Genomic DNA, 24,741 nt, shown 5'->3' with positions numbered 1-24,741 from the left:
AGCCGAACCCCTGAAAATCTGATATGCATAAGTACCATTTGAATCTGTTCCGTGATATCCAAATAAAGATCCATATCGCTGAGGCATATATAGTGTATTTGCTGTTGGATTACCTTGTTGCCAATCTCCGTGAGCAGTTACAGCAAATTTATTCACACCCAACACATTCGCAAAACCAGAAACTGTATTCACATTTGCTAGAGATGCAATAGGCGCAAGACTATAACCACCAAATCCAGCATCACCTAAACCTAGCGCAGATTTTGCACCAGATATTGTTGCTCCACCTGTACCACCTTTAGCAATCGGTAAAACTGTTGGCAATGCACCTGCACCATCAGCACCAAGTTGATTATAAATTTCTGTAAAATTCGCATTCGTTTTTGTGCCAGTAGAGCGAAAAGTATCTCCACCAGCACCAGTAGGTGCAGTTCCTAAATTAATTGTTTGCTTAGCCATATTTTTCTCACTAAAAAGCCCCAGCTAGTGGGGCGTGAAGTTAATTAGATTTAAGGGTAAAACACTTGGGTAAAGGTTGTTGAAATAGTCCAGATCATTCCACCCACTTGACTCGGTGAATAGCTTGTATCTGTTTTAACTCTCACCTCTCCATCCAATGGAGAATTCCATAGAAATGAATCAGCCCCCTTATGTCTATCAAAAAAAGCTTTGATTTGAAGGATCTCTTCCTTGGTAGATGTGAATTTGTATGCCCACTCCCCCTTTTTATTGTTGATGCCTACTGAGATATTCTGTTCGTAGCCATCACCAAATTTTGAAGTCAAAATATTGAAGTTTTGTTTGCCTGAGTTTCCATCTAGATCACATGGATATGTAAATTTTTCATTGCTCATAAATTAGGTCCAATAAAAAACCCACTCGGGTGAGTGGGTTTTAAGTTTAATGCTGAATAAGTATTTGAATATTAATCACTTGATGATCTTAAAATAAAGCTAAAATCTGCAGTTGTTTTGATAAGTTGAGGCTTGCCATTTATAATCAAAGGCTTAAAACTTGCCTGCTTGATGAACTCACTTAAAACATATTTATCTAGAGTAGGTATTCCAGTCCCTCGAAAAACTTTGACTTTGGTTAATTTACCTTTTTCATTAGCCTCTACACTCAATCTTATCGTTCTATCACTTCCTTTTAAATCAGCATTAGTATAAGTAAATTCAGGATATACAGCATATTCAGGAATTCTGGAAACTGAAAATTCAAAAGGTAGTTTTAAGCGCGATGGATGATTTGTTTTTATATCCCATTCATTCCAAACTTTGAGTTTTGATCTTTTCACAGCCCTTAACACTAACCTGTCTAATTCATCCACTCCGCTACTTTTGCTTACTTCAGCTTTTTGAACCCTACCATTCTCATCGGTCTCTAAATAGATTAATAAATCTCTGTCGTAACCTTCTAATATTTCATTATCAATTCTAATTTTTGGCGGTATTATCCATTTCATTAACATTCCAGTTTCTTTACTTCTCTGCACTTCTTGAACCTGAGCATTTGATTCGATACAAAAACTGGAAACCAATAAGCAGAAAATTAAAATAAAGCTTTTCATGATATATCTCTAGTATTTAGTCCAAAATACTAATTTTAAGGCCAAAAAGAAACCTCCTGAGGGCGGTTTGGTTTATCTTTTATCTAGAACAAGATTAAAAGAGTTTTGATGTAGTTCTTCCATATCATGATCCCAAGCATTTATAGATTCTAGATGATGCTTAATTTCTTGATAGTCACTACTCGAATGTAATGTGCTTGTTAAGAACGCAGAGTATGCTTTATCTGCCTGGCATGATAATAATAATTTGGACACTGAATCCTTAGTATCATCAATATTTGCAAGGTTTAACGCTAATTTTGATAATTGCCGATTAACCTCATTACATGCCAAAAACCTAGGAAGAACAACGCGATCATCATCATTCAAGAAAAGTTTGGTAATTGTTGTCTTACCCTTTTCATCTTTGCCATAAAGCCTAAATGACTCTTGACATAGGTGTGCTTTGGGCTCATCAACATATGGATTAACTATTGGGAATTCCTCAACATCTAATGTCCATTTTTTTCTATTACAACGACCACATGAAGGTAATAAATTTTCCCATTCAACAACGTTATCAGGATATGAGTCTTTATCTTTAAAATGTTCTATCTGCATATATGAATCTTCGATTTGTAACTTGCATTCACAGTATGCGCATTTATTTGATGAACTTAATAGTAGTGGATTACCAATGCTCACATCTTTCCACACTACTTTAGCTTTGTCTTTTTTAAATCTTTCCGTCAATTCATGAACTTTTTCCACTGAAAGATATTCAGGCTTTTCACCTCTTTGCAACTTGATCATGGATTATTCTCCAAGACTATCTAGCTGCATTTTAAAAACTGGTCGTAATGGATATTGAGGATGCAGCATTTTATCAAGTTCTTGATACGCTGCGATTGCATCAACTTTATTCTGCTCATCAAGAGCCTTATCAAATCTAGCTTTTACTTCTTTATATTTAGAAGTCCTTAAATCAGTCATTCCCATAACATCTTCAAGTATCTCTTCAACAGTCCATCCTTGATAACCATATTCAGATTCTGGTAAATCACGTTGAAGAACTTCACCATCTACACGCTCAAGAGCTATTACTTCATCTTTAGCAGCAGTTTGAACTACATGAGGGCTGTGTGTTGTTATGAAAAATTGAGCTTTAGGAAAAATTTCTTTAAGAATTGTACAAATGCGACCTTGCCATTCAGGATGAAGGTGTAGTTCTATTTCATCGATAAGAATGATTCCATCAAAATCTACTGATTTCAGCAAATTTTTTTGAAATCTAAATTCAATTTCTTTAATTATCCCCATCAGTATAAATAGTGATGACTTAAATCCTGAAGATAAGTACTCAAGATATATTTCATCCCCCAAAGCAGTGCACACAATTATTTCATTTTTTCTTGTCACAGTCCGGAATGAATATTTACCATCAAGCTTGCCAAACAATGTTTTAGTTATTTCAAAATTTAATCTAAATTGATCTTCTAAATTGCCAGCACTAAATTGATAAAATCTGCTAATAAACCATGATTTTAAATCATCACTAGAAAGTCCCTGGATCAAATCAAGACCATAATCCTTTTCATCTGGATCTGATTCAATACCTTTGAGCCGCTTATATTGTAAATCCCTCAGTGTTCTTAAATAAATGACCTGTTTCAAGAATATTTGGTCAATATCCGATCTATAATTGCGTGTGGCAACTGGATCAAACTCAGTTAATGTTGATTTTATTGGGTGCAGCGCCCCTATAACTCCATTAGTAAAATCACTCTCAAAATATACCTCTGAGTTTATCTCTCCATAATCACTTCCAAATCTTTTTTTTATTTGATTTCTAGACCAATTTGAAAAAAGATATGCTACCGAATCCAGAATATTAGTCTTCCCAACCCCATTCTCTCCACAAATAATATTCATTTGAGGGTTGATATTTTCTAATTTTAAATGAGGTATCCCCCCAACATCCGTTAATTCCAATGATGTAACTTTCATTGTATCCAAGCCATTGTTATTTGATGAGTTCATCATACATTCAATAGAAATTTTTCCAAGCTTGTTTTGAGTCTGATTCATAGCTTTATTAAACCTTTAATTGTGGTTAAAATTTATCTATGTCTCTTTTGCACAAAGTTGATATGAAAAACCCCAATAGTTGGTAGCTACTGGGGTTTTGTTTGGAGGTAGGGATTATAGAAAGAGGAATATACTCCTTGCCAACAATCTACCAAACGAGCCGTGAACTCTGGGCAAAGTTGAGCAACTACGATGATGCTGTCACGTTTACCTCGTTCACCTGTGAACTCATATACATTTGTAAATTTATTTGGTCTAAGTTATTGTTTATTTCAAACTTTCACCAATAAAGGAAGTTGAATAACTCCTTTTTTGGCAAGGCGTGAAGCCCCTTATTCGTCTCATTAATTTCTTCTTGAGTATTTTTTTCATTTCTACTTTTGTTAATCATTCTACGGTTTGATCTTTATGGTATCTAAAGCCTTTACCTTTTGAAATACACGCCACTTTCCATAAACTTTCGCCTAAAGTGCCTGGTGTAACAGTGTTGTATTCCACTTCTCTGCTATCAAATTGGTTGGATGCGTAAATGTTACCTTTACTATCATAATATTCATAAGTTAAAAGCCTCATTTTATTTTCAACACATAAAAACTCGTACAAATTTTTGGATCTTGTGTATGTGATATTGTTTCTGAAACCTTCGTAACCGTCATAACTTTCTGTTTTGAACCATGCTTTAATGGAATTTTTTTTCTTATCATAGTTATATTGACTGCTATCTACATAGATCCCCTTGTCATATTCATCTAATGCTCCTAAAGATACATACTTCCAATCAACCCCAAAACAAAAACTGGAAACCAATAAGCAGAAAATTAAAAGTAAGCTTTTCATGATATATCTCTAGTATTTAGTCCAAGATACTAATTTTAAGGACAAAAAGAAACCTCCCGAGGGAGGATATGTTTTTAATTACATTATTCCACTACAATTTTCATAGACGATTTTGCATCGTTCTTTAGGAAAGCCTTCGTTTTGACATTGTGAATATACATTTTCACGACCATCTAACTTTCGACTCCAGCCACGAATCCTACTTCCAGTAACACGACCATACAGTAAGGTTGTTCCTTCAGCTTGTCCAACTGTTGCGCATTCAGTTTCTGAATAGGTAAACCAAAGCTTACATTGGGTGCCCCCTTTCTTTTGGCAATCTTCAAGAGCATTTTCCTGTATTTTTCCGCGAAATACTTTGGCAAATGACGTTCCGACCACACCATTAGTACCAGCAGCAATTGCTCCTACAACTTTCCAAGTACGGTTACTTGCAGCTCCTTGATAACCACCACCCCCTGGAATTGGTGCACAGCCTTGCACACCTTGACCGCCTACTGGATAAGAACCAGAGGGACAATTTCCTTCAGCATGTGCAGTACCAGAAATAATAATTGAAAATAGAGTCATACAAATTAATGATATAAAATTTTGTATGATCTGAGGTTTATTTTCATTAGTCATAATTGTTTCGTCCCTGTTAGTAATTTAATAGGTGAAATATTTATTTGATCTAAATCTTAAAATAATTCTTAGCAAAAAACCACCTTAAGGTGGTTTGCTTTATTAATTGATTAACACTCAAAAATATTTAACTAAATCTTCTCAATACAACTGGCATATTTGAGTCATCTACATTTTTATCCCACAACCATTGCACTACATATATTCACAATGTAGCGTAAATATAAGCACACGATATAAGTAGCAACTTCATAAATTTTTAGAGGTTAATATGCTAATTAATAAAAGCGAAGAGCGTGCTCAAGAAAGGTCAGAGAAAGCTACAGAAAATATCATAATGCCTATATATGTTTCGATCTTTATAGGCCTAGTTTTAATCGAAATTGTGAGCTATGTACTTTCAAACTGGTTGAATTAAATTATAAACCCACTTAGGTGGGTATTGTTTAATTTCTTTACTGCACAATTTGAATTTCACCATTTTGATCCAAAGTAAAGTCTGTAGAATTTGAACCTATTTTTTTTGCACCATAAATTTTTGCAAAATACTCGATAGTAATGTTTACTGAATTACCTACCTGATAAATATAAACTTTTATTGGAACATAAGAGTGTCGATTTTTAAGACCATCTAGAATTGGAATCTCTGTCATTTTGATCCCAAACAAAGCTTGATTTCTAGTTAATTTTTTCCCATCTTTTTGGTCTACAAATGTTGATACATTCACAATAACGTCTTTTTTATTACCATCTTTAAGTGTTACATCATAATATTTTCCATCTAAAACATAATCATGATCTGTGAGCCTTACAATAGCCGAAGTTTGATTGTCTTTTTGTTCTACTTTTTCACCTTTAGAAGTTGTTACAGACTCTGCATTACCTAACGCTGGCAATAATCCTAAAGTGCCAATCAGCAATAAACTTTTCATTCTAAAGCACTCCTTGAAGTGCTTATAAAATATCAATTAATCAAAGGAAAAGCCACCGGAGTGGCTATTCTTATTTTGACAACAAACCGCCTTGACGCTTCTCTTGAATAATCACAGCTCGTACAGCATTACCAACAACCTGAGCAAACTGTCGTTGATCCTGTGTATTACTACCTGAAGTATTAACACCAGAATCAGTAATACTTACTTGAATGGTAATATTGGGTTCACTGCTCCGTGAGGAATTATGCTGAATAGATTGAAACTGCCTTCTATCAACATCGTCACCACTCATTCGAGAAACTCCCACTAGCCCTCCATCTTTAAATTTTTGAACATTTAAATCTGGTTGAGTAGAACCTAAGTACTGAGATTTCATGTCAAGATATTCACGCTGAAATGGTATCTGACCCGTCTGATTCATGTAATTTAAAGCAACTAGACCAATTTTAGAGGCAGCATACTGACGCATCATAAACTCACCATTGGATGCCATAATTGGAATATCATCACTTGTTCCAGTGCCTTTGCCTGTGATAGAGCCACCAGTTGCAAAACCTTGAGGTGTTATAGCTTGGATCATTGCTAAGAAAGTGCCTTGATCCAAAGCCGCCTTAGCACCTGCGGCAACTTTCTGCCATACAGTACCTGGCTCTTTAGCATAAGCATCAGAAACAGATGACCATAAATTCATACCCGCTTGAGTAAGCGCAAACCCCTGCTGCATTGCAAACATTGTTTTATATGCACCTGAGCTTTCACCAAGAATACCTTTAAACATATTTGCAAATGAACCGGTCAATTGCTGAGCTTGAGTTAATTGTAAATTCAATGAATCCGTTTGATACTGATTTTCAATATCAATCATCCGTTTATTATGCGCAGCCCAAATTTGTTCACGAACCTCAGCTAATTTTTGTAAATCCGCTCCAGGTTCTTGCTCTTGGTTTTCAACATCTGCTATCTGAGTATCAAATAGATTTTGTGATGCTCCCATTCTGCTGAATTTATCTTGGTTAACTTGAAAACGCCCAGTAGATCCATTCATTTGAGATTGAACAGAATCCCACCCAATAGATGCATCTTTTAGGCGTCGATTCATATCAACTTGATTTTGAAGTTCAAGCATTTGTGTTTTAAATGCATTTTCAGCTGAATCTTCATTATTCTGAGCAATAAGCCTTTTTTCTATGTCATATCTAGCCTTAGCCAGTTGAATTTCTGACATGTAAAATTCAGTTGATTGAAGTAAACGCTGATCTTTAGCAAGTTTAGACTTTTCAATTTCATACGCAAATTTTTCATCAACTTTTTCTTTAGCAATCTGTTTTTGTATATCAGAATATTCTTTGTTTAAAGAAATAGTTACTTTTTGAGTTTCGATTTCATTTTGAATTCGTTGCTCATTTGTCCAATTCCAACCCTTCACATTAGAATCAAATTGAAGTTCAGCAAGTCGATTTTCATTAGCAAAGCGTTCATTCTCTTGACGCTCAAGTTTTGTGTATGTATCACCTGAATAATGAGATTGAATATCTGCTAATTTCTTCTCATGTTCTGTTTTGCGTTGAAGCTCACCACTTGAATATTGCAGTTCAATATCTTGCTTAACTTGCAAGAACTTAACCAAATCTTTGATAGAAGTATCAAAGTCTTTAGTCGAGCCTTCAAAACCATTTGTTCCTGCAATATAGCCTTTTACATTTTGAATATATTGGCGATTTACTGGTCCAATATTTGTGCCTTTATCTACATTGCCTTCGCCAGCATGGTAAGCAGAAATAGCCTTATCCCAAGAGCCGAATTTTTTGTAGAGAATTTGCAGATATTTAGCGGCTGCTTCTGCGGATTTACCTAAATCAAATACATCGCCTCCGGTCAATTTGAAACGCTTAGCTGTATCATCAAGAAATTGAAATCCACCTTTTGCTTTACCATACTTCGTCATTGGGCCAACTGCATCGGCTTTACCACGTGACTCTTGCATATTGATACCTGACAGTAAACCTGGCAAAAGCCCATATTGGGTTTCCAATCCTCCGAAGTTATATTTAGCAGCATTAGCCTTAACTTTTTCGTTGACCTGTAAGACTTTAAGTTGCTTCTCAAGCTCCTTAGTTTGGTCTTTTTTCGCTTGGGTAATTGAATCCTCTTTTTCCTCCATTTTTGCGGAAATATCAGCAACCTTAAACATTTCCTGTGCGTAAGGAGTCTTAGTTTTAAGTGGATCAAAATTTAATGCTTTTAAAACCTTCAAGTTTTGCTCAATTAAGGCATCTGACTGCCCCATACTTTGCAATTTAGCCCTTGCTGCCATTTCTTTAATATCATCAAAAGCTCCTGACTTATAACTGTCATAGGCTTTTTTTGACTCTTCAAGAGCTTTCTTCTTAAGAAGGATGGAGTCTGTTTCGTCTTTATTTGCCTTTATAGCAGATGAAGTTTGATTGGTTAATGCTTGTTGAGCAGTTTTAACCTTTTTATATTCTGCATTAGCTTTTGCATGGGCTGTAGTCAACTCATCGATTTCAACTTTATGCTTTTTCTGCACTCCCGATAGATTGTTCACTGCTGTTGCAAATTCAGACGAACTTATTTTGCCCTTATTGTATTCTTTGAACAGCTTATTGATTTCTCTTGCTGTAGATTCAGACACTGAACCAGACTCTTCAAGCCATCCAATCATTGCACTCAAATCTGAATAAGCAACTGTATAACTAGTGGCCAAGCTTTTAACTTGCTTTTCGAGCTCTCGCAATGTTGTACGTTTTTGAAGCTCATCTAACTTTGAATATTCTTCAACCAACTCACTTACAGTGTTCTTTTGTAAATCAAGTGTGGTAGTTGTATCTTTGGTACTATCTTTAAGCATTAGATATGAACCAGCAACAGCTGCAACAGTTAAACCTAATCCTACTGGTCCACCAAGAATTCCTAACAATCCACGACCAACCCCCATTGACATGTTTTGAGCGGCATTAACACGGCTTTGAGATGTAGCCAAAGCGTTTTGAGCAAGTGTTAATTCTGCAGTTACTTGTGTTTCAACTCTTCTAAGTTGAGCCATTCGTGTTATTGATGCAGTCCGACCAATACTATTGATTTGCTCCTTTAATCTTTGAACCTCTAAGGCTTTTTCAGCTGCAATTGCCGCCAAAGTTGCCTGTGTTGAAACAACACGAGCCTCTGCTGATGTGAGTTCTTGAGCAGCTGCTATCCGCTCTGCTTGGATAGCTGCATACTGAATAGCTGTCTGTTCAGTAAGTTGCTTAATTTTTCCATAACCCGCCATTGTGCTTGTATAAAGTGCTGGAATATAAGTTCCAAGCCAATAAGCACCACCGATCATGGCAATGTTCGTTACTGTATTTAAGTTTTCTGCAAGCACGCTAAGTGAACCAGAAATAGTAGACGCAGCACCTGTAGCTTGCCCTGATTCTCCAACAAACTTAGTCACAGCATTAGACAACTGAGTGAAAGATTGTCCGATAGTGAAATTAGTTTTTCCAAAATCTTCTTCAATTGAACCTGACATTTTTTCAATTGCTTGAACCATTTTGTCAGTGGTCAATAATCCTTGAGATGACATTTCTTTCAATTCAGCACGAGTTACACCTAAGCCCTTTGCAAACACTTCCATTAAGTAGCCCGCGTTTTCACTCATCGAAACAAACTCATCACCATTTAAAGATGATTTATCGAAAGACTGGCCTAGTTGGTATAAAGCTGCACTGGCTGCTTGGGCACTCGAACCTGAGTTACTAATTGATTTGGAAATAGATTCTGTGATCTTGGCAACTTTCTCTTGGCTTAAACCCAATTTTTCACTGTTGTATTGGATCTTTTGATAAATGGTTGCAGTACCATCCCAAGCCGCACCAGATCGTTGAGCAATATCAAATGTATCTTGCATTGCCACATTTAAGGCTTTCTAACTCGTAGTTACTAGGCGCAATCGGTTGTTAAGATTAGTCCAATCATCCATCTTAGCGATCGCAGTACCAACAGTCACAACCCCAGCCAAATACCCTGCCAATTGACGTACTGCCACTGACATAGAGTTCATTGAAGTAGTTGCGTAATTACCAGTGCGTTCGATACTTTGTAGCTCTCGATCTAAAGCACGTGCATTACGTGCTGCTTGTTCTGAGCTAATTTCAATAATGAGTGTGCTGCGTTGTTCAGCCATTTTTTACTTTCCTACGGATGAAAAAAAGCCCGCAGGAAAGGCGGGCTACAGGTATAAAAAATCTCCCGAAGGAGGTTAAATAAATTTCAGCTTTTAGATTGTATTACCACAGACATCCTTTGCGCCTGTTGGGTAGGTTTGGGTCATCTTTGTTGAATCTGTGATTAGCTCCACTGAGAATTGCTTATTAGCATCCACGGAAGCAATATTTTGAGAGAGTGCATTTAGCATAACCCCAAAATTTTTCGCCTTACTTGGAAGAGTATAAACATATCCCTGATTTACCCCATTTACAATTAGACCAATTTGATTTGAAGATTGATTAACATAAATACCAATTTTTTGTGGTAGTGATGAATTTGAAACTTGAGAGCCATTTAAATTATTAAGATTGACCTGCGTTACACCTTCGGCTATCAATGAAAACCAGAATTTATTAAAAGAATTATTGCCATCATTACCATTTGTGTAAAATGTTGCTACTTGAAACATTTTACCATTTTCCATATTTCCACCAAAACTAATTGGTGTGGACAATCCACCTTGACTAAGTGTTGAGGGAACTTTGTAGTTAAATTCTATTGCAACCATACCAGTTGAAGGGAGTGTTTTATCTCCTAATGTTCCACTATTAGTCTTTAAATATTCAATAGAATTATTAGCATAAGCACTACTTGTACTATAATAAACCATAACATCTCCTGCTGATCCAGCAGGCATTACTGATTGTAAAGATAAACCAATCTTTTGATTTGAATTTTGAGGAAAAAGTGCAAGATTAGGGACCGAGTATCCTGCTAAAGTCTGTATTTGACTCAGGGATGCGTCAAAATTATAAGTACAAGCACTCCACCCACTCATGCTCACTAATCCTGTTGCTAACGCGATAGTTAATTTTTTCATTATTCATTCCTTTTTATTTTGAAAATAAAATATAGAACAATAAAGTTAGTTATGCGAAATAAATCCGATAAAGCTTTTTACCCCTCAATAAAAACCGACCTTTAAAAAGTTCGGCTTTATTTAGTAACTTCTATGATTTTTGCTATTGCTTGTAGTATTGGGGCAGCTTGCCATGCGAGTATTCCAGTAATAATCGCAGCCATTATTAAATAGGTCCAAACTCTTAAAGGTTTACTTTCTGATAACTTATTCATCACTTTATCAACCTGCATATTTAGGTTAAAATTCACTTAGGTTCTCACTTATTCTTGGTCAATTTGTGGGAAACAAAAAAGCCCATCGACTGTGAATCGTGGGCTTTTTGCTTTTCTAATGCATTTAATTGGAGTTGTAATGAGCGCCACTACAACAAGACCATCATTTTTTATTCATTTCACTCAAGTACTTCCCATCAAGTGCAAAAATACACTCAACAAAAAGCCCTCGATCTAAGTCGCAACCGTACACATCAAAATAGCTTTTAATGTCAGCAAGAGTGAGTGAGTCATAGAACCCACCACCCTGCGGAAAGGTAATAAAACGGCGTGCCTTTGAAATTAGATTAAAGGCTTTAATGATATGGTTTGCGGTGTAACTTGGCTCTAAACGCTCAGGTGGTTTTATGCCGAGCTTCTGATAGATTTCTGCTGTTTTTTCTTCGCACCATTTGATGTTTCTTTGTTCGTAGTGCTTGAGGACTTTCCCACTTCATCAACAATCTCATCTGCCTTTGAATTACGGATTTCTTGAGCCTTATCCATGATGAATACAATAATTTCAAGAGATTGCTTCGAGCTTGTACAAATCAACTCAGCATTTAGTGGGCTGTATTCGATTGGCTTTTTATCTTTACTAATTAAACCAACCCAGCCAAGCAACAAATGTGAAACAGCTCGGTTAAAACCTAATTTGGCTTTAACTGCACCCTCATCTGTAACAGCCTTAATGCCTGCAAGCTCTTGCTCGGCTTGAATCCCATTAAGTTCAAGTGAGCGCTGGAACGATGGCTTATCAATACTCGCAATGAGTAATTTCACGCCATCTTTAAAATCAAACCATTCTTGAACGTATTCAATTGACTTCTGTTCTTCGATTTCAATTAACATGATTAAGGCCCCGCAACTACAGGAATACGTGTAAGAGTCGGTGCAACATCCGCGACTGTGAACGAGAACTGAGTAGTTAATACATCACCAGCGCCACCACTTGGCAAAGGCGCAGATACTTGAACCTTAGGTAGTTTGAGTGTGTATTTATTACCTGCAGTGTCTTTCAATGAATATTCAAGGCCGATCGGCTCATTTAAGAATTGTTTTTCATAAAGTTCTGCAGTGTTTTTGGACCATGCAATTGTAAAGTTACCACTGCCTTTCATAATGGTTTCTAAGATTGCGGCAATGTTATTTTCATAGTCTAAGCACTTCTGAATTTGCATTGTATTATCAATGGTTAATTCAATCTGAGTGATGCACATTCCTTGTTTCTTTTCACCATCAATAAGGATGTCACCAGTGGATAGGCTTGTTAATGGAATGGCATCCACTGCAGGTGTTACGGTACCAGTCGGTGCAACCTCATAAGCTGTACGCTTCATTCCCATAATCGCGAATTTAGAAGTCACAATACCACTATCAGGAATTGATAAAGTCCATTGGTTAATATGGCAACCAGTGAAAACTTGGAAGTTATCGATATCACTAAAGCCACGAATAATCGAAAGTGTTTTTCGAGTAGTACCACCAAATGTTAAAACATTGCTATTCCAAGCATTGAAGGCGATTAGCTCTAAGACTCCATCTTGAATGCCATAAGCCCATTCAGACTCAATATCGCCTTGTACTTCAACACCAGTCACTAAAGTACCAGCTGCAATTCGTGAATCTTTGATCGTTTGTGATTCGGTGGTTTGTGCTGATGCATCTAAACCATTGGTGGTAAATGCAAAAGTATTCCAAGTGGTTGCAATCACACCAGGTGATGCTTCAAAACCAACTCGGGTTAATTGTTTAGCTCCAGAACTCATCAAGTTCTCCTTAATTTAGTCGTAAAAAAACCTCCTTTAAGGAGGTAGGTGATAATTTACCAAGTGGTTAGGTTTCAATCTGGTATTAATTTATTCTTGAAATACTCAAGATTTATTATTTGGGTAAATAGATGTGAATGATAACTTTGTGATATGGCCTCCACATTGTGAGCACTGACTATCAATTGTTGCAAAATAGATGCGCATTAATTCTGAGATTGACTTACTTTCTAAATCAGGTGGTGATCCGGAAGACAGTTTTATATTATTTATTAACTCTTGGCGCTCATTTTTAAATCGCAAGTAATCTGTATCCATCTCAATTCACCCTAAATTCTGCTCTAACTATCTTAGCGTAAAAATTATCATCATCCATATCTTGTGGTGCATGGACTTTATAGACTTCAAGAAATGAAACACCAAAGGATTGTAAGTATTCTCTCCATTTAACACATAGATTTGTCATTTCAATCGTGCCTGAATTCTTTGGTGCAAAGCATTGGATTGAAATTGTGCCTATATCTCGAATACAGGGTCCATTTCCAATACCTGCAATCAAACTATCTCCATACTGAATATAAACTTTGCACCAAAGTTTATTTGATGGTGGATCAAATGGTTTACCATCTGGAGTTTTTTGATTTTCAATACGAAGATTAGTTTTTTCCACACCAGTAAATTGACCTATACGCTTGTATATCGCCAATTCAGCCTCTGATAAAGTCATCATTTATATCTACTCGTAACTGACTGGAATGTGATTGAATAAATACCTAAAGGTGCCTGCCCAGAATGCCCATTTTCAAGAGCAATTGAATAAGGCAAATTATTACTAATGAAGACTATCATCCCTAATTGAACACTCAGTATTTTGGCCATTCCATCTGCAATGGTAGTGGTACCTGATTTATCTATTTTCTGAAAGTCTTTGGTGTAATCGACACTACCAATTGAAACTCGATTGTTGCCTCTGAAAGCCCCTGTATCAACTGGACTTCTAATAATCACACCTTGAAGCATTGCTGCTGTGATTTTTCTTTGTAATTCTGAGCCATCACGCAAAACTTGGAGTGTGAATTGTGATGGTCTTAGCCCGTTCCAACTCATAAGTTCCACCCATTAAAAACCCACCGAAGTGGGTTAAATATTATTTAACCTTGAAGCAAACATTAATTTCACCACTAACTTGTTTATAGCATGACCAAATTTTAGTATTTGAATTACTATTTATCACTTTCAATCTTCTATCTAAAAAGTATTTTTCTGCTTCTGTAAGATAGTTCAAATCTTCGCCCATCTCATATTCACAATCTTCACTTTTACACGCTATAGGCTGTTTAATATGGTAAGTTTTATCTCTAAAGCTTAATTCAGTGTACTTACTATCTTTATTTGTACCATATACAACAAGACAAGATCTGATTTTATTTTTTCCTGCCGAATCAAAACATTGTCTGTAACGACTTGGATCTTCGAGTGCATACACATTTATAGAAAGTGATAGTAAAGCAGAGAAAAAAATTAATTTCATTGTTAAGATATTTAAGTAATTTGATAATATTAAATATCACAACCAATTTAATTTGCAACTTTCCTCAACTGTAAAACCCAAATACTTCCACTCGGATCCTCACCAACATTTAAAACTTCAAATCTACCTTTAGAAGTTACCCAAACATCTTCAATCTGAGGTATTCCATTCACTTCATTTTGAAGCACAGTAGCTTTTATATCCTCAACTTGATAATCAATAGGCTTTACCAAATCTCGCTTATATGAGCCAAATACACCACGTCCAGAGTATTGCTCAACGGTCACAGTAGGATAAGTTTGTGTTTCAAAGTCGAAATCACCTGATTGGATTTCTTTGGAGCAAGTGAAAGTGGTGATAGCATCTGCAAGTTTAGTATTAAAGGCTTTAGCCACTTTAGATTGAATCTTATCTCTCATCCACGATACACCTTGAATGTGAATCCCTTAGGTTTTAGATCCAGCGAATTTATAAATGCTTTAGCAATCTGTTCAAATTCAGAAATTTCACGACTTCCTTCTACAAATGACTCTTCAACTTCAACTGTATCGGCCTTAACACGCTCGCTTGTAGTTTGCCGTGATACTCCTGAATAAATCACACCGGCCTTAATGCCTTTCACAATTTCACATGCTGCATCTTGCAATAAGGGATCTATTGGATTAGGAACAAAACCTATTTCATTCTTCATCCATGTATTGGCCAGCAAAACTAGACGAGCCTTATCACTATCATCGGCAAAGTCTGCACCAAGGATAGATTCAGCTTCTGCAATAGTAATAAAGCTCATAGTATTATTCCTTTGGCAAAAGGGCCAGCAAGTCATCTTTTTTTGCATCAGATGAGAATGCAATGCCTTTCAGTTTGAGAACATCTTTAAGTTCATCTACTTTAAGTTTTGAATAATCAACTAACTGAAGTTCAGAGATACGTTCTTTCATTGCACCAACATCATTTTTAAAGGCAATAAATTCACCCTGCACGGTGGCTAGTTGCTCTTTTGTATGGGTTAGATCAAGTGCTACAGCATCGAATTGCTCAGTAGGTACCAAACCAGTCAAATCAGTAGGCTCACCGTGCAAAAGCTCAGTCTTTAATGAATGCAATTGTTGTTTTAGATCTTTATTCTCAACAACAACCTTTTCACATTCTGCCTTTGCGTCATCAATCACAGCTTGGAGTTCTGGTGTAATACCAACCTCAACATCTACAGTTAAAGGGTTGATAGAAAGTTCTTCACCCTCACACAATTCATGCTGGCCATGCTGAAAATCCAATTCGTTGATGATGCGAAAATCTTCACCATCTTTAATTTTTACTGTTTTTGCTAACATTGTTCATTCCTTAAAAAAGAAATGGGCGCAAGACGCCCAAACCATTACCCAATTAGCAAACCGATATGCCGCTTAGTAACTGCCTTTACACCCCAAGCTAAAGCAACTTCATACACAACCTGTTTGTACTGGCGATACACCGATACTTCAAAAGCCAATCCAGTTAAAGGATCAACAATGGTAGTGCGGTCATCTGCGCTATCACCACCTTCGGGTAGTGCAGGCGCACGTGTTGCTAATGCGATCGCAGAGCGAGAGAACGCTACGTTCGGCGTGTAAGATGAGCCAAGAGTAATTACAGAATTATCTGCAGGTTCAATAATTAGCCCTCCATTTAATGAAAGGTTGGCACCAACCAGTCCACCCGAAACATATTTATTGGTGTCACCAGCAAAAGTCAGAATGTCACCAGCTAAAACAGCACCAGTACCACCGTCAACAGTTAAAGTTTTATCACCAATTGCAGGTGTACCATTCACCAGGTAGTCAGCACCAGATCCTTTAGTGTGAATACCGATTGAATGAGAGTGGCGAATAGCAAAATTCATTACACGGTCAGTCATACCATTTCGTAGTAAATCAGCACTTCCAGCTTCATTTACTTTAAAGAGCTGTGACTGCTTACCACGGAAGTTACCAATTGCAGAATGTCCTAAAACTAACTGAAGGTCATTACGTGGTGCGCCATTGCGCTCTAATACACCCAAAATGCCTGAAAAGTCGGTCATATCAGCTGCTACAGCAAATGGAGTAGATCCAGCCACACCATATGCACCACCAGCACCTTTATATGCTTCAAGCCAGCAATCATATTCAACTTCATTAATCAATGTCCGCATCGCTTGTGCAAAGCGATCAGCCATAATTGTTTGATATGTTCCAGCATTTTGAAGTGAGCGAGTTTCCTCACCATTCCAACGAATCGGCACATTGCGAGATTTAGTAATCTTCGCAACCACATTATCAACTGTGCCATCACCAGCATTAGGCGCAGTTACACCAGGCACAGTATCTTGTGCGCCGGCAACTGTAGTTACAGGAATTTTTACGTCATCCCCCACGGCGGCACGCTCAATTGTACTATCACGCGTAACAGCTGGAATAAACCCTGTTAATTCACGAGATACGATATCCATAGCAGTGTAAAGCGTAGGTAGTAAACCATTTAAATTATTAGCCATTTATTGGACTCCAAAAATAAGAAAACCTGCTAATGCAGGCTGTAAGATATTTACAAATCAAGATTCAATTTCACCGCCACTTTTCATAAATGATGCTTTATCAGTAGGGCTTAATTGCTCAAAACCTTGACGTGACATTGATTTACCACCACCCTGCCCACTTTGACCATTAAAGCCACCACCACCTGCTTGAGAGCCTTTAAGTAAAGAATCTTTGTGTTGATATCCACCAACAAGAATCTCTAAGGCTTCATCAAAACCAGCTGCATCACCATGATTGGTACGTGAATAAATCTTTTGACCGTTGTTGTCATAAGCAGTTGGCTTACCATCTTCAACTTTGAAGTTTTTGCCAAACATCGCTTGAAATACATCCGCAGGAACAGCTGATTTATCTGCAATATATTTAGATCGAGCGAATCCACCACCAATTAATTCACTATGTAATTGCTGTTGATATGTGTCACGATCTTTGGTTAATTTCTCAATTTGTGGATTATATTTTTGCTCGAATGACTGTGTTACTGATGCAATCGCTTCATTACGAACACGCTCTGCTTCACCAGCATCAATCAATTTTTTAGCATCAAGATTCTGGACAGTAGTCAAAGCTTGTTTGGCTTTTTCAACATCAAGACCTTCAAATGCTTTCAAGCTAGTTTCTGCTGCTTCTTTTGCTTCACGATGGGTTTTAGCTTCCGCATTTAAAGAACTATTTTTTTGTACCGCATGGGCAGCATCAAAACCTACTTCTTTACCATCATCATGAACATAAACAGGCAAACCTTGCTCGTTCACTTCAGCGTATGTTTTACCTTCAACAACTACAGTTTTGATTTTCATAGGTTTCCACCTTTTAAAATTGAGCATCCGCTCGTTACGCCTTATTCATCCGAATTTCAGGCAATAAAAAACCGCCTTTCGGCGGTCGTATTGATTTTAAAAAAATTAAGAAATTACTGATAACTCAATAATTGCAAATTCATAACCTTCAGATTCTAAATTTTTGCCTAAGCTTTTTAGATGTTCTATTGCATTTTGTCTTGAAGTAAAAAGACCAACATTAATAACATTATGCTCAAGCCCATCCTCAATTTTCAGGTCAAACGTTTTAAGATAAAAATATTTTTCTTGCATTTTCCACCCCCTTAAAATTAAAAGACTTTTTACATAGTTAAGTTATACCTTAAATAATCTTTACTTCGTTTTAAATAGTTTTACAAATTGTAATTACAAACTTAAATCATTAAGAGTTTTGATATCATTTTTTCTCAATTCCTTAAGCGTGAATGCCTTTCCACTTAATGGATCAACAAATTTATCAATTGAAAACCCACCTTCTGAATAGAGTTTGTATTTCGATGGACCTAACCATTCTTTTTGAAAAGATTCATCCTGACGCGCAAACCATTCTTTATACGTTAGATTCGCATCCACCTGACCTATCTTGCTTTCACGTTGATCTTTAGGAATATTTTTGACAGCTCTCTTATCTGAAACGAAAGGACGTATACCAGCTAAATCACCATCTTTATCACAACCTACTTGAATAGTTCGACAACGGCGGTGATATGGTGGTTTCTGATGACCTTCCCCAATTTGTTGTATGCGTCCATCTTTGGCAGCACAGCTTAAACTTGTACGCCCATCCAATGTTGCCACATCTTTTGTGTAGTTGAAGCCTAATGCTTTCCAAGTATCCAGATATGAAATATTACTGACATGTGATCTTGCAGTTCTAACTTCGGCATCTATCGCATTACGGGTCTGATTTAATAAACTATCTGAGTAATTTAGCTTTTTAGTCCCCTTGATCCGTTGAACAATTTTCTGACTCGTTTGTCCCTGGTAAATACCATCACGAATAACATATTCAACCTTTTTACGGACATCCTCAGCAATATTTGGAAAAATCAGATCGATCAGCTGACCTGCAGCATAAGGAACTTTCCTAAACTTTTTAAAAAGCTTGTCACCTTCTAATTTAGGTTGCTTCTTTTCAGCTAAAGCATAAATAAATCCAGCCTCATGAACTGCTAAAGCAATTGCTGAAGCTGTAAATATCTCAGGAAGTACGACAGAAATTGATTGCTGCCAATTCATCAAAATTTCCAAAATATCTTTCAATGAAGAGGTCGTGTATTTACCACTGACCAAAATCGTCTTTTCAGCTTCGTTTAGCTCGATTAGCAAATTTTGAAGCCTATTTAGCATCTCGATTGATAAACCATCAAACGTTTTTAAAATTTCATTAACTGATGCTGAAGAAAGTCGTTGAAGATATGAGTTGTGTTGATTTAAGGCATCAAGTACTGCTTGTTGGATCATTTGATCTTTCATCATCTACACCTTGATATGGCTGATAACCACCTAATGGCTTGCTCATCCGATATTCATCTATCTTTTTCTCGATATCTTCCCATTTAGCATCTGAGAATGTTCCAGTTTGCTCATATTGATAAAGAACTTCTGGTGGTATTAACTCACCTTGCACCATCTCTAAAATCAGTTTTGAACGCTCTACGCTGTATTTCTGCTTATTGAAATCTTGAGAAATCACATAAGTTAATTCATCTGGTTTTATGTCATGGTTAGGCAATGCAAATTTCGCGCACCAACGCAAAGCCATTTGAAGTGCTTCACTAATGTTTGATACTGCCAAAGAGACGACAGAATGCTGAATAGAATCCTCATTATCGGCTTGCGTTGCAGTTTTATTAGCAGATCCCACTTCAATTAGGCGAGCACCCATTTCTTTCATTTGCCCCCATTTGTCTGTCATCAATTGTTTGGCCAAGTTATTACTTTCTGCTTGTACAATTTCAATTTTGGTTGGGAAGCCACGGCGCGAACCCACAGTTAAACCTTCATTCTTTGCAATTTCGTATTGCTCACGAGTCACATCAGGCATTGAAATAATGGGTTGGCCAACAACAAAACCTGATTCTTCAACATCAGCGCTGTTCCGGTAATGAGCAAGGTTTAAATCTGCGAGTTCAAGTAAAGGTGCATTATCAATTTCATCAGTATTATCGACAGCTCCACAAAATGTGAATGGAATATATGACCAAGCTTTGCCATGATAATCTGTAGGGGTATATTTTTTATCTTCCAACCACTCGCCTTTATCATTCTGCTTGTAAATTTGAACTGTATAAGTATGACCATTCTCACCTTCATCCAGTCTTAAAAATCTATATTGTTTCTTAACGTCACGGCCAAAACCGTCGGCAGTGCGTGTAGAGACAGTTTCAAGAATCTTTACGAAAGAGAGCTTTCTGATTGCCCAAAATAATATGGTCCCAATCTTCAACTGAGGCTGCTTTTAGGATATGAATCATTGGAAATGCATTCTTTTGTTTATCTTCCTCCCGGTTACGACTGGGAGCTACTTCTGGATAATCAACATACACACCACAACGATAATGCTTGAGGATTAAACTCAACATATATTGTGATGTTTGGAAAATCGAACGCCCAGATCCATCAGCATTACGATCTAAGTACTCTAATTCTTCAGGTCGTTTGAAATCAGGAAGCTTATTAAAAGCTAAACCAATATTGCTTTTCAGAGTTCGGCCAGTTACACCATAAAATACAGCTCGATCCAAATACTCTGTGTATCTGTCATCTTCTTCAAAAGTTTGTGGAACAGGTAAATAACGTTTTCCTTTAGCTTTAACTGCAGTCTGCCCTTTACAAACATCATCCACTTTTGTCCAAGCATTAATATTTGCACTATATTCTGTGTGCAGTGATGTTATTCCTGTCATTTTCTTCGTCCAAAAATAGAAATGTCTTTAAGGCTGGTTACAGGTTTTATAATCGGGAATCGCTTTGCCAATGGATAACCACCAGCATCTCCTACATGATCTAAACCTGATTTTTTATCCGGCATTCCAAAATCATCATAAATTTGCTGTTCTAGCGTTTCTGTAAAACGGGGGCATTTGTTGGTATTTACTTTAAGTGTTCGCTCACCCTCTGCATTAAGAATCAGAGCATTTACTGCGTTAATCCGATCTTTAATTGCAGGGTTTATTCCATCCACTTCAATCCTAAAACCCTTATCTCGTAATATTTGGTGATCTGACTCACTGCTATTTTTAGATGATGTAGATTGTCCTGCTGCATCAGGAATTACTGTCATTTCATGAAATGGAAAGCGCTCAATAAGTAATGTTGCCATTGTGGGTGTATCTCTCACTCCAACCATCTCGTCCAATGCTAGGGGCTTACCATCACGTATGACATAAACAACTGCAGCCATTTTCAAAACGTTAAAGTCCATACCAATGAGTAAAGACTCATTAGGTCTAATCTCTTCATTGGTATGATTTAATTTTCGATCAAAATCAGGATATACAGCGCCACTAGTTAAGTTTACGAACTGCCCTTTTAAATATGCAGAAATGAGCTGAGGTGGATAGGACTCGAATAACGAAGAAATATAATCATCAGGTAAATTTGCTTCATTATCGTAGGTTGAAGCCTGAATCATTCCGTAAAGTGCTCGTTTCTGAGGTGTTGAGTTAGCCTCTTTTACAAACTGTTCATGTGTAAATTTAAATCCCTCAGGTGTGGTGGCCACATCAATACCATTGATTAAACCCGCTTGCTTATAACGCATACGAGCAATGATTTTTCGCCATGCTTGTTGTGCTTTAAGCGTAGGCATGACATCAAGTTCATCAATTAGGCCATGACCAATTTTAAAACCAACAATTGTTTGAGGCTTTTCCATTGAACGGCAAATAACTGTACTTCTGTATTGGCGACCATAGTAAATATCAACTTCCTTATTTGACTCATAAATCTTGGTCTTAAGGCCCCAGTCAAAAGCAACTTCATCTATGGTAGGAAAGAAAATATCTCGTATCTGAGGATAGGTTGGTGCAAAGTAGCCCAAAGGTACTTTCGGAAATTCCCAAGACTTATCACAAAGACTTGAACATCCCACCCAAGTTTTACCAGATCCAAATCCTGCGACAAATGCACGAAACTTATTTTTGAGCTGTAGAAAATTAGCCTGAGGTACATTCAGAGTCGGATTTATGTTCGGCATTTTCTTTACTCGCATCAACAACCTGAATAGTTACTTTTACTGGTGTAGGATCATCAGCGCCTTCACCATCTCCGTTTTTAATTCTGTCTATTTCAAGCTGTTTAAGCTGCTCATCTAATAATTGAATTTCATAACCATACATTTCATCCTTAACCTGTTTAATGATGCTTTGTTTTTTTACTTTATTATTCTTCCAATCGACATACATCTTTTGGAGTTCATTAAGGCGTACCGCTTTATTGGCTAATGGAATGTCATATATATTTTTCTTGAAATGTTCGCGGGTATGTTCAAAAAGTGTCTTAAGCTTTTTACTCATTCCTCTACATGTTGCTTTTGTTGGATCATATGAGGCAACTTGCTGCCGTTCAATTTCAATACCAAATTCTTCTCTTACAGCATCTACAACTTGTTGAGGGGTTTCAAAGCAAGCAAGAGACTGAACTATAAAGATTTTCACAGGCTCTTTAAGTGTTGCCATAACCACCCCTTCGTAAGACTACGTAAGGGTAAATAGGCAAAAAAAAGAGCCAAGAGGCTCAATTGATCACACAAGTTCCACAACACGCAGATACATTAAAATCTGATACAAACGGCGGGTTTTGAGCTACCTCAACCAATCGCTTGACGTTTTCGCTTGCTCCCCAGCGTTTGACCACCCCGATAAATTCCTCTACATCATGGCTAGCTAAATAATGTTTAGGTAAGCCTGTATGATCGCTATAGAGGATTTCTCCATCTTCATCACGTTCTACACCAATGTGATATAGCTCATGCTCAATCAAAGCGCAAAATTCACGATCATTTGCACGTTCGCAAAAGCTTGCATCTACAGTAATGAGATATATAGGTACAAATCCAAACCAGTCGCGCATTTGCTGCTCTTGCCGAGCTTTACGCCAACCACCTTGATTAAACATGACCTTTTCACACTGCCCTAATACCATACGCTTTTTAGCAACGGCGGCAGATGACGCCCATGCGAAAGCTAAAAAGGTTTCATCATCATGTAATAGCTCTGCTATGTGGTCATGGTCGGGATTATGAAGTGCACCGCCAAGCGTAAGAAAGTTGGTTACCACCCATTCTTTTAGATCTGCTGCAGGTGCCAAGCGAATCGCTTCTTCTTCCTCAGCTTGATCAATCAGTTCTGTTGGTGGAAATGGTCTGATCTGTTCCATTGAAAATATGCCTCTTCAAATTCTTAAGCCACTGACTAGAAAAATTAGCTTCGACCTGCAATGGTCCATCTTCCTGAATTTTATATCTTGGTGATGACTCTATTCTCACAACTGTATAACCCATATCGGCAGCAACATCGTAACGATCCATACTCCAAGCTTTATCTTTCAGCTTACCTTTGCGACCACCCGACCATGGTCCACCTGAGATCTCAACTAAAATTCTGTGCTTAATAAGATGGAAATCGAAACGCCAATGTTTTGTTGATTCAAATTTGAATAATTTCTCATACTTAATTTTGAATACATTCAACGATTGCTCAAAGTCTTTAAATGCTTTTAAGTATGCTTCTTTTGCCTTTGGCAATGGTCTTGTTCTTGGTTTTGTTTTAATAGGCTTCTTTGGGGTAAGAGTGGTGTATTGGTTAATTTCCATAAAGGAATCTCCAATAAAAAACCTCCCGGAGGAGGTCAATAAATTTAATTTAGTGTTGGTTTTGGAACGGGTATAGAGTTAGGAATAAGCTCCTGGTTTTTACGGGTAAAACGATTAGGGCATCCTTTATGGCCCCATTTAGTTACAACACCATTTTCAATTAGATACTTCATTACACAAAGTGGTGAATTTGCCCCAATTCCCCAATCCACCTCATAAGAAATAATTTTTGAACCATTAGAAGCAGTATAGTTGTAATCAGGTGGACCTAATTCACTCACTAAAGTGATTTCCGATTGCCCTACTCTTTTACTCATTTTATCGCTAATCGTGGCTACTCTATTACTACTACCAGGTAAAGTTCCTGATGGGGTGCCAACACAAGCTGAGACGAAAAAAGCAATACTCGTTAATAAAATTATAAATTTCATAGTTTTGTCACGTATTATTAAAAAAATTCTTTTTTACTTTATATTTTAGTCTGAATATTCTCAACTAAAAAAATGTTTTCTTTTTTACAAAGTTCACGGAAGTATTTGAATTTTGATGTTGGTTTTGCATCTACAGTTTTCAGTGAACATTAAAAAGCCCCTAAGAAGGGGCTTTAAGATTAATCAACATATTCTTGTTCAGAGGGAATCAGGAACACAACAATCAACCTATATTATTTTTTAACATTTATTCAAATTTTTGTTTAATACTTTGTAGAACAATTTAGCTCAAATTTACTATTTTTTAAATTTATGTGGAACAAATCACCTTATGATATTTATTTTCAGTAAGGAATTTACTGTATTCTCAAATGGGTTTATAGAAGATTTTTATTCGC

General features: G+C 36.9%; 28 protein-coding genes and 3 pseudogenes. All 31 read right to left on the bottom strand.

The features are described from left to right. Positions 1–459, bottom strand: a pseudogene (locus GJV03_RS18845) (phage tail protein); the annotation flags it as partial. Positions 460–509: 50 nt separating this feature from the next. Further along, a complete protein-coding gene (locus tag GJV03_RS18840; protein ID WP_154130828.1) occupies positions 510–854 on the bottom strand; it encodes a phage tail protein in 345 nt (114 codons plus the stop codon). A gap of 71 nt (positions 855–925) precedes the next feature. After that, entirely contained in the window at positions 926–1,570 is a 645-nt protein-coding gene (locus GJV03_RS18835) for a TonB family protein (protein ID WP_154130827.1), read from the bottom strand. A gap of 72 nt (positions 1,571–1,642) precedes the next feature. Beyond that, complete coding sequence (locus GJV03_RS18830) at positions 1,643–2,362, bottom strand: HNH endonuclease (protein ID WP_154130826.1); 720 nt, start codon at positions 2,360–2,362, stop codon at positions 1,643–1,645. A gap of 3 nt (positions 2,363–2,365) precedes the next feature. Continuing rightward, positions 2,366–3,637: an AAA family ATPase gene (locus GJV03_RS18825; RefSeq protein WP_252720744.1), complete on the bottom strand. Its 1,272-nt coding sequence runs from the start codon at positions 3,635–3,637 to the stop codon at positions 2,366–2,368. A 137-nt stretch (positions 3,638–3,774) separates the two neighbouring features. Further along, positions 3,775–3,873, bottom strand: a pseudogene (locus GJV03_RS21830) (DNA-binding protein); the annotation flags it as partial. 151 nt (positions 3,874–4,024) lie between these two features. Then, positions 4,025–4,474: a surface-adhesin E family protein gene (locus GJV03_RS18820; protein ID WP_154130825.1), complete on the bottom strand. Its 450-nt coding sequence runs from the start codon at positions 4,472–4,474 to the stop codon at positions 4,025–4,027. A 78-nt stretch (positions 4,475–4,552) separates the two neighbouring features. Next, positions 4,553–5,044 (bottom strand): DUF4189 domain-containing protein, encoded by a 492-nt coding sequence (locus GJV03_RS18815; protein ID WP_252720743.1) that lies wholly within the window; start codon positions 5,042–5,044, stop codon positions 4,553–4,555. A 509-nt stretch (positions 5,045–5,553) separates the two neighbouring features. Next, on the bottom strand, positions 5,554–6,030 hold the full coding sequence (locus tag GJV03_RS18810) for a hypothetical protein (RefSeq protein WP_154130823.1): 477 nt from the start codon (positions 6,028–6,030) through the stop codon (positions 5,554–5,556). Positions 6,031–6,100: 70 nt separating this feature from the next. Then, complete coding sequence (locus GJV03_RS18805; protein ID WP_252720742.1) at positions 6,101–9,943, bottom strand: tape measure protein; 3,843 nt, start codon at positions 9,941–9,943, stop codon at positions 6,101–6,103. Between the two features lie 18 nt (positions 9,944–9,961). Beyond that, complete coding sequence (locus GJV03_RS21825) at positions 9,962–10,219, bottom strand: hypothetical protein (protein ID WP_252720741.1); 258 nt, start codon at positions 10,217–10,219, stop codon at positions 9,962–9,964. A gap of 93 nt (positions 10,220–10,312) precedes the next feature. After that, positions 10,313–11,122 (bottom strand): DUF4882 family protein, encoded by an 810-nt coding sequence (locus GJV03_RS18800; protein WP_154130822.1) that lies wholly within the window; start codon positions 11,120–11,122, stop codon positions 10,313–10,315. 116 nt (positions 11,123–11,238) lie between these two features. Then, positions 11,239–11,412, bottom strand: coding sequence for a hypothetical protein (locus GJV03_RS18795; protein ID WP_016539714.1), 174 nt, complete (start codon positions 11,410–11,412; stop codon positions 11,239–11,241). A gap of 369 nt (positions 11,413–11,781) precedes the next feature. Further along, positions 11,782–12,267: a hypothetical protein gene (locus tag GJV03_RS18790; RefSeq protein ID WP_154130821.1), complete on the bottom strand. Its 486-nt coding sequence runs from the start codon at positions 12,265–12,267 to the stop codon at positions 11,782–11,784. A 2-nt stretch (positions 12,268–12,269) separates the two neighbouring features. Further along, the gene (locus tag GJV03_RS18785; protein ID WP_154130820.1) at positions 12,270–13,184 is read right to left on the bottom strand and encodes a phage tail tube protein; all 915 of its coding nucleotides are present in this window, start codon (positions 13,182–13,184) and stop codon (positions 12,270–12,272) included. Positions 13,185–13,503: 319 nt separating this feature from the next. After that, positions 13,504–13,914, bottom strand: coding sequence for a hypothetical protein (locus tag GJV03_RS18780; protein WP_154130819.1), 411 nt, complete (start codon positions 13,912–13,914; stop codon positions 13,504–13,506). After that, positions 13,911–14,291 (bottom strand): hypothetical protein, encoded by a 381-nt coding sequence (locus tag GJV03_RS18775; protein WP_154130818.1) that lies wholly within the window; start codon positions 14,289–14,291, stop codon positions 13,911–13,913. Before GJV03_RS18775 ends, GJV03_RS18780 begins: the two co-directional genes overlap by 4 nt. A 40-nt stretch (positions 14,292–14,331) precedes the next feature. Beyond that, positions 14,332–14,715 (bottom strand): hypothetical protein, encoded by a 384-nt coding sequence (locus tag GJV03_RS18770; RefSeq protein WP_004720080.1) that lies wholly within the window; start codon positions 14,713–14,715, stop codon positions 14,332–14,334. Positions 14,716–14,762: 47 nt separating this feature from the next. Continuing rightward, the gene (locus GJV03_RS18765; protein WP_154130817.1) at positions 14,763–15,134 is read right to left on the bottom strand and encodes a glutamate 5-kinase; all 372 of its coding nucleotides are present in this window, start codon (positions 15,132–15,134) and stop codon (positions 14,763–14,765) included. Continuing rightward, complete coding sequence (locus GJV03_RS18760; protein ID WP_154130816.1) at positions 15,131–15,505, bottom strand: hypothetical protein; 375 nt, start codon at positions 15,503–15,505, stop codon at positions 15,131–15,133. Before GJV03_RS18760 ends, GJV03_RS18765 begins: the two co-directional genes overlap by 4 nt. Positions 15,506–15,509: 4 nt before the next feature. Continuing rightward, positions 15,510–16,049, bottom strand: coding sequence for a HeH/LEM domain-containing protein (locus GJV03_RS18755; protein WP_154130815.1), 540 nt, complete (start codon positions 16,047–16,049; stop codon positions 15,510–15,512). Between the two features lie 44 nt (positions 16,050–16,093). Then, on the bottom strand, positions 16,094–17,230 hold the full coding sequence (locus GJV03_RS18750; protein WP_154130814.1) for a P22 phage major capsid protein family protein: 1,137 nt from the start codon (positions 17,228–17,230) through the stop codon (positions 16,094–16,096). 57 nt (positions 17,231–17,287) lie between these two features. Next, positions 17,288–18,073, bottom strand: coding sequence for a DUF6651 domain-containing protein (locus GJV03_RS18745; RefSeq protein WP_154130813.1), 786 nt, complete (start codon positions 18,071–18,073; stop codon positions 17,288–17,290). Positions 18,074–18,178: 105 nt separating this feature from the next. Continuing rightward, positions 18,179–18,367, bottom strand: a complete 189-nt coding sequence (locus GJV03_RS18740; RefSeq protein WP_004720068.1) for a hypothetical protein — start codon at positions 18,365–18,367, stop codon at positions 18,179–18,181. Between the two features lie 93 nt (positions 18,368–18,460). After that, positions 18,461–19,570 (bottom strand): phage head morphogenesis protein, encoded by a 1,110-nt coding sequence (locus tag GJV03_RS18735; RefSeq protein ID WP_154130812.1) that lies wholly within the window; start codon positions 19,568–19,570, stop codon positions 18,461–18,463. After that, a pseudogene (locus tag GJV03_RS18730) lies at positions 19,536–21,003 on the bottom strand (DUF4055 domain-containing protein). Before GJV03_RS18730 ends, GJV03_RS18735 begins: the two are co-directional and overlap by 35 nt. Then, entirely contained in the window at positions 21,000–22,295 is a 1,296-nt protein-coding gene (locus GJV03_RS18725; RefSeq protein ID WP_154130811.1) for a terminase family protein, read from the bottom strand. The pseudogene GJV03_RS18730 and the gene GJV03_RS18725 overlap by 4 nt, the downstream one beginning before the upstream one ends. Beyond that, entirely contained in the window at positions 22,255–22,776 is a 522-nt protein-coding gene (locus GJV03_RS18720; protein ID WP_004720063.1) for a DUF2280 domain-containing protein, read from the bottom strand. The genes GJV03_RS18725 and GJV03_RS18720 overlap by 41 nt, the downstream gene beginning before the upstream one ends. 58 nt (positions 22,777–22,834) lie before the next feature. Continuing rightward, positions 22,835–23,476: a putative metallopeptidase gene (locus GJV03_RS18715; protein ID WP_154130810.1), complete on the bottom strand. Its 642-nt coding sequence runs from the start codon at positions 23,474–23,476 to the stop codon at positions 22,835–22,837. Then, on the bottom strand, positions 23,436–23,912 hold the full coding sequence (locus tag GJV03_RS18710; protein ID WP_154130809.1) for a hypothetical protein: 477 nt from the start codon (positions 23,910–23,912) through the stop codon (positions 23,436–23,438). The genes GJV03_RS18715 and GJV03_RS18710 overlap by 41 nt, the downstream gene beginning before the upstream one ends. A 44-nt stretch (positions 23,913–23,956) precedes the next feature. Next, entirely contained in the window at positions 23,957–24,343 is a 387-nt protein-coding gene (locus tag GJV03_RS18705; RefSeq protein ID WP_154130808.1) for a hypothetical protein, read from the bottom strand. Between the last annotated feature and the right edge of the window lie 398 nt (positions 24,344–24,741).

Origin of the sequence: Acinetobacter sp. RIT698 (assembly GCF_009668065.1) — a bacterium.
Classification (GTDB): domain Bacteria; phylum Pseudomonadota; class Gammaproteobacteria; order Pseudomonadales; family Moraxellaceae; genus Acinetobacter; species Acinetobacter guillouiae.
The sequence above is the reverse complement of the archived record's forward strand: the minus strand, read 5'-3'. Positions and strand labels throughout refer to the sequence as shown.

Bases quoted from the DNA above. Each gene is read 5' to 3' on its own strand.
- GJV03_RS18840 (WP_154130828.1), bottom strand. From the start codon at position 854: ATGAGCAATGAAAAATTTACATATCCATGTGATCTAGATGGAAACTCA.
- GJV03_RS18835 (WP_154130827.1), bottom strand. From the start codon at position 1,570: ATGAAAAGCTTTATTTTAATTTTCTGCTTATTGGTTTCCAGTTTTTGT.
- GJV03_RS18830 (WP_154130826.1), bottom strand. From the start codon at position 2,362: ATGATCAAGTTGCAAAGAGGTGAAAAGCCTGAATATCTTTCAGTGGAA.
- GJV03_RS18825 (WP_252720744.1), bottom strand. From the start codon at position 3,637: ATGAATCAGACTCAAAACAAGCTTGGAAAAATTTCTATTGAATGTATG.
- GJV03_RS18820 (WP_154130825.1), bottom strand. From the start codon at position 4,474: ATGAAAAGCTTACTTTTAATTTTCTGCTTATTGGTTTCCAGTTTTTGT.
- GJV03_RS18815 (WP_252720743.1), bottom strand. From the start codon at position 5,044: ATGACTCTATTTTCAATTATTATTTCTGGTACTGCACATGCTGAAGGA.
- GJV03_RS18810 (WP_154130823.1), bottom strand. From the start codon at position 6,030: ATGAAAAGTTTATTGCTGATTGGCACTTTAGGATTATTGCCAGCGTTA.
- GJV03_RS18805 (WP_252720742.1), bottom strand. From the start codon at position 9,943: ATGCAAGATACATTTGATATTGCTCAACGATCTGGTGCGGCTTGGGAT.
- GJV03_RS21825 (WP_252720741.1), bottom strand. From the start codon at position 10,219: ATGGCTGAACAACGCAGCACACTCATTATTGAAATTAGCTCAGAACAA.
- GJV03_RS18800 (WP_154130822.1), bottom strand. From the start codon at position 11,122: ATGAAAAAATTAACTATCGCGTTAGCAACAGGATTAGTGAGCATGAGT.
- GJV03_RS18790 (WP_154130821.1), bottom strand. From the start codon at position 12,267: ATGTTAATTGAAATCGAAGAACAGAAGTCAATTGAATACGTTCAAGAA.
- GJV03_RS18785 (WP_154130820.1), bottom strand. From the start codon at position 13,184: ATGAGTTCTGGAGCTAAACAATTAACCCGAGTTGGTTTTGAAGCATCA.
- GJV03_RS18780 (WP_154130819.1), bottom strand. From the start codon at position 13,914: ATGATGACTTTATCAGAGGCTGAATTGGCGATATACAAGCGTATAGGT.
- GJV03_RS18775 (WP_154130818.1), bottom strand. From the start codon at position 14,291: ATGAGTTGGAACGGGCTAAGACCATCACAATTCACACTCCAAGTTTTG.
- GJV03_RS18770 (WP_004720080.1), bottom strand. From the start codon at position 14,715: ATGAAATTAATTTTTTTCTCTGCTTTACTATCACTTTCTATAAATGTG.
- GJV03_RS18765 (WP_154130817.1), bottom strand. From the start codon at position 15,134: ATGAGAGATAAGATTCAATCTAAAGTGGCTAAAGCCTTTAATACTAAA.
- GJV03_RS18760 (WP_154130816.1), bottom strand. From the start codon at position 15,505: ATGAGCTTTATTACTATTGCAGAAGCTGAATCTATCCTTGGTGCAGAC.
- GJV03_RS18755 (WP_154130815.1), bottom strand. From the start codon at position 16,049: ATGTTAGCAAAAACAGTAAAAATTAAAGATGGTGAAGATTTTCGCATC.
- GJV03_RS18750 (WP_154130814.1), bottom strand. From the start codon at position 17,230: ATGGCTAATAATTTAAATGGTTTACTACCTACGCTTTACACTGCTATG.
- GJV03_RS18745 (WP_154130813.1), bottom strand. From the start codon at position 18,073: ATGAAAATCAAAACTGTAGTTGTTGAAGGTAAAACATACGCTGAAGTG.
- GJV03_RS18740 (WP_004720068.1), bottom strand. From the start codon at position 18,367: ATGCAAGAAAAATATTTTTATCTTAAAACGTTTGACCTGAAAATTGAG.
- GJV03_RS18735 (WP_154130812.1), bottom strand. From the start codon at position 19,570: ATGAAAGATCAAATGATCCAACAAGCAGTACTTGATGCCTTAAATCAA.
- GJV03_RS18725 (WP_154130811.1), bottom strand. From the start codon at position 22,295: ATGCCGAACATAAATCCGACTCTGAATGTACCTCAGGCTAATTTTCTA.
- GJV03_RS18720 (WP_004720063.1), bottom strand. From the start codon at position 22,776: ATGGCAACACTTAAAGAGCCTGTGAAAATCTTTATAGTTCAGTCTCTT.
- GJV03_RS18715 (WP_154130810.1), bottom strand. From the start codon at position 23,476: ATGGAACAGATCAGACCATTTCCACCAACAGAACTGATTGATCAAGCT.
- GJV03_RS18710 (WP_154130809.1), bottom strand. From the start codon at position 23,912: ATGGAAATTAACCAATACACCACTCTTACCCCAAAGAAGCCTATTAAA.
- GJV03_RS18705 (WP_154130808.1), bottom strand. From the start codon at position 24,343: ATGAAATTTATAATTTTATTAACGAGTATTGCTTTTTTCGTCTCAGCT.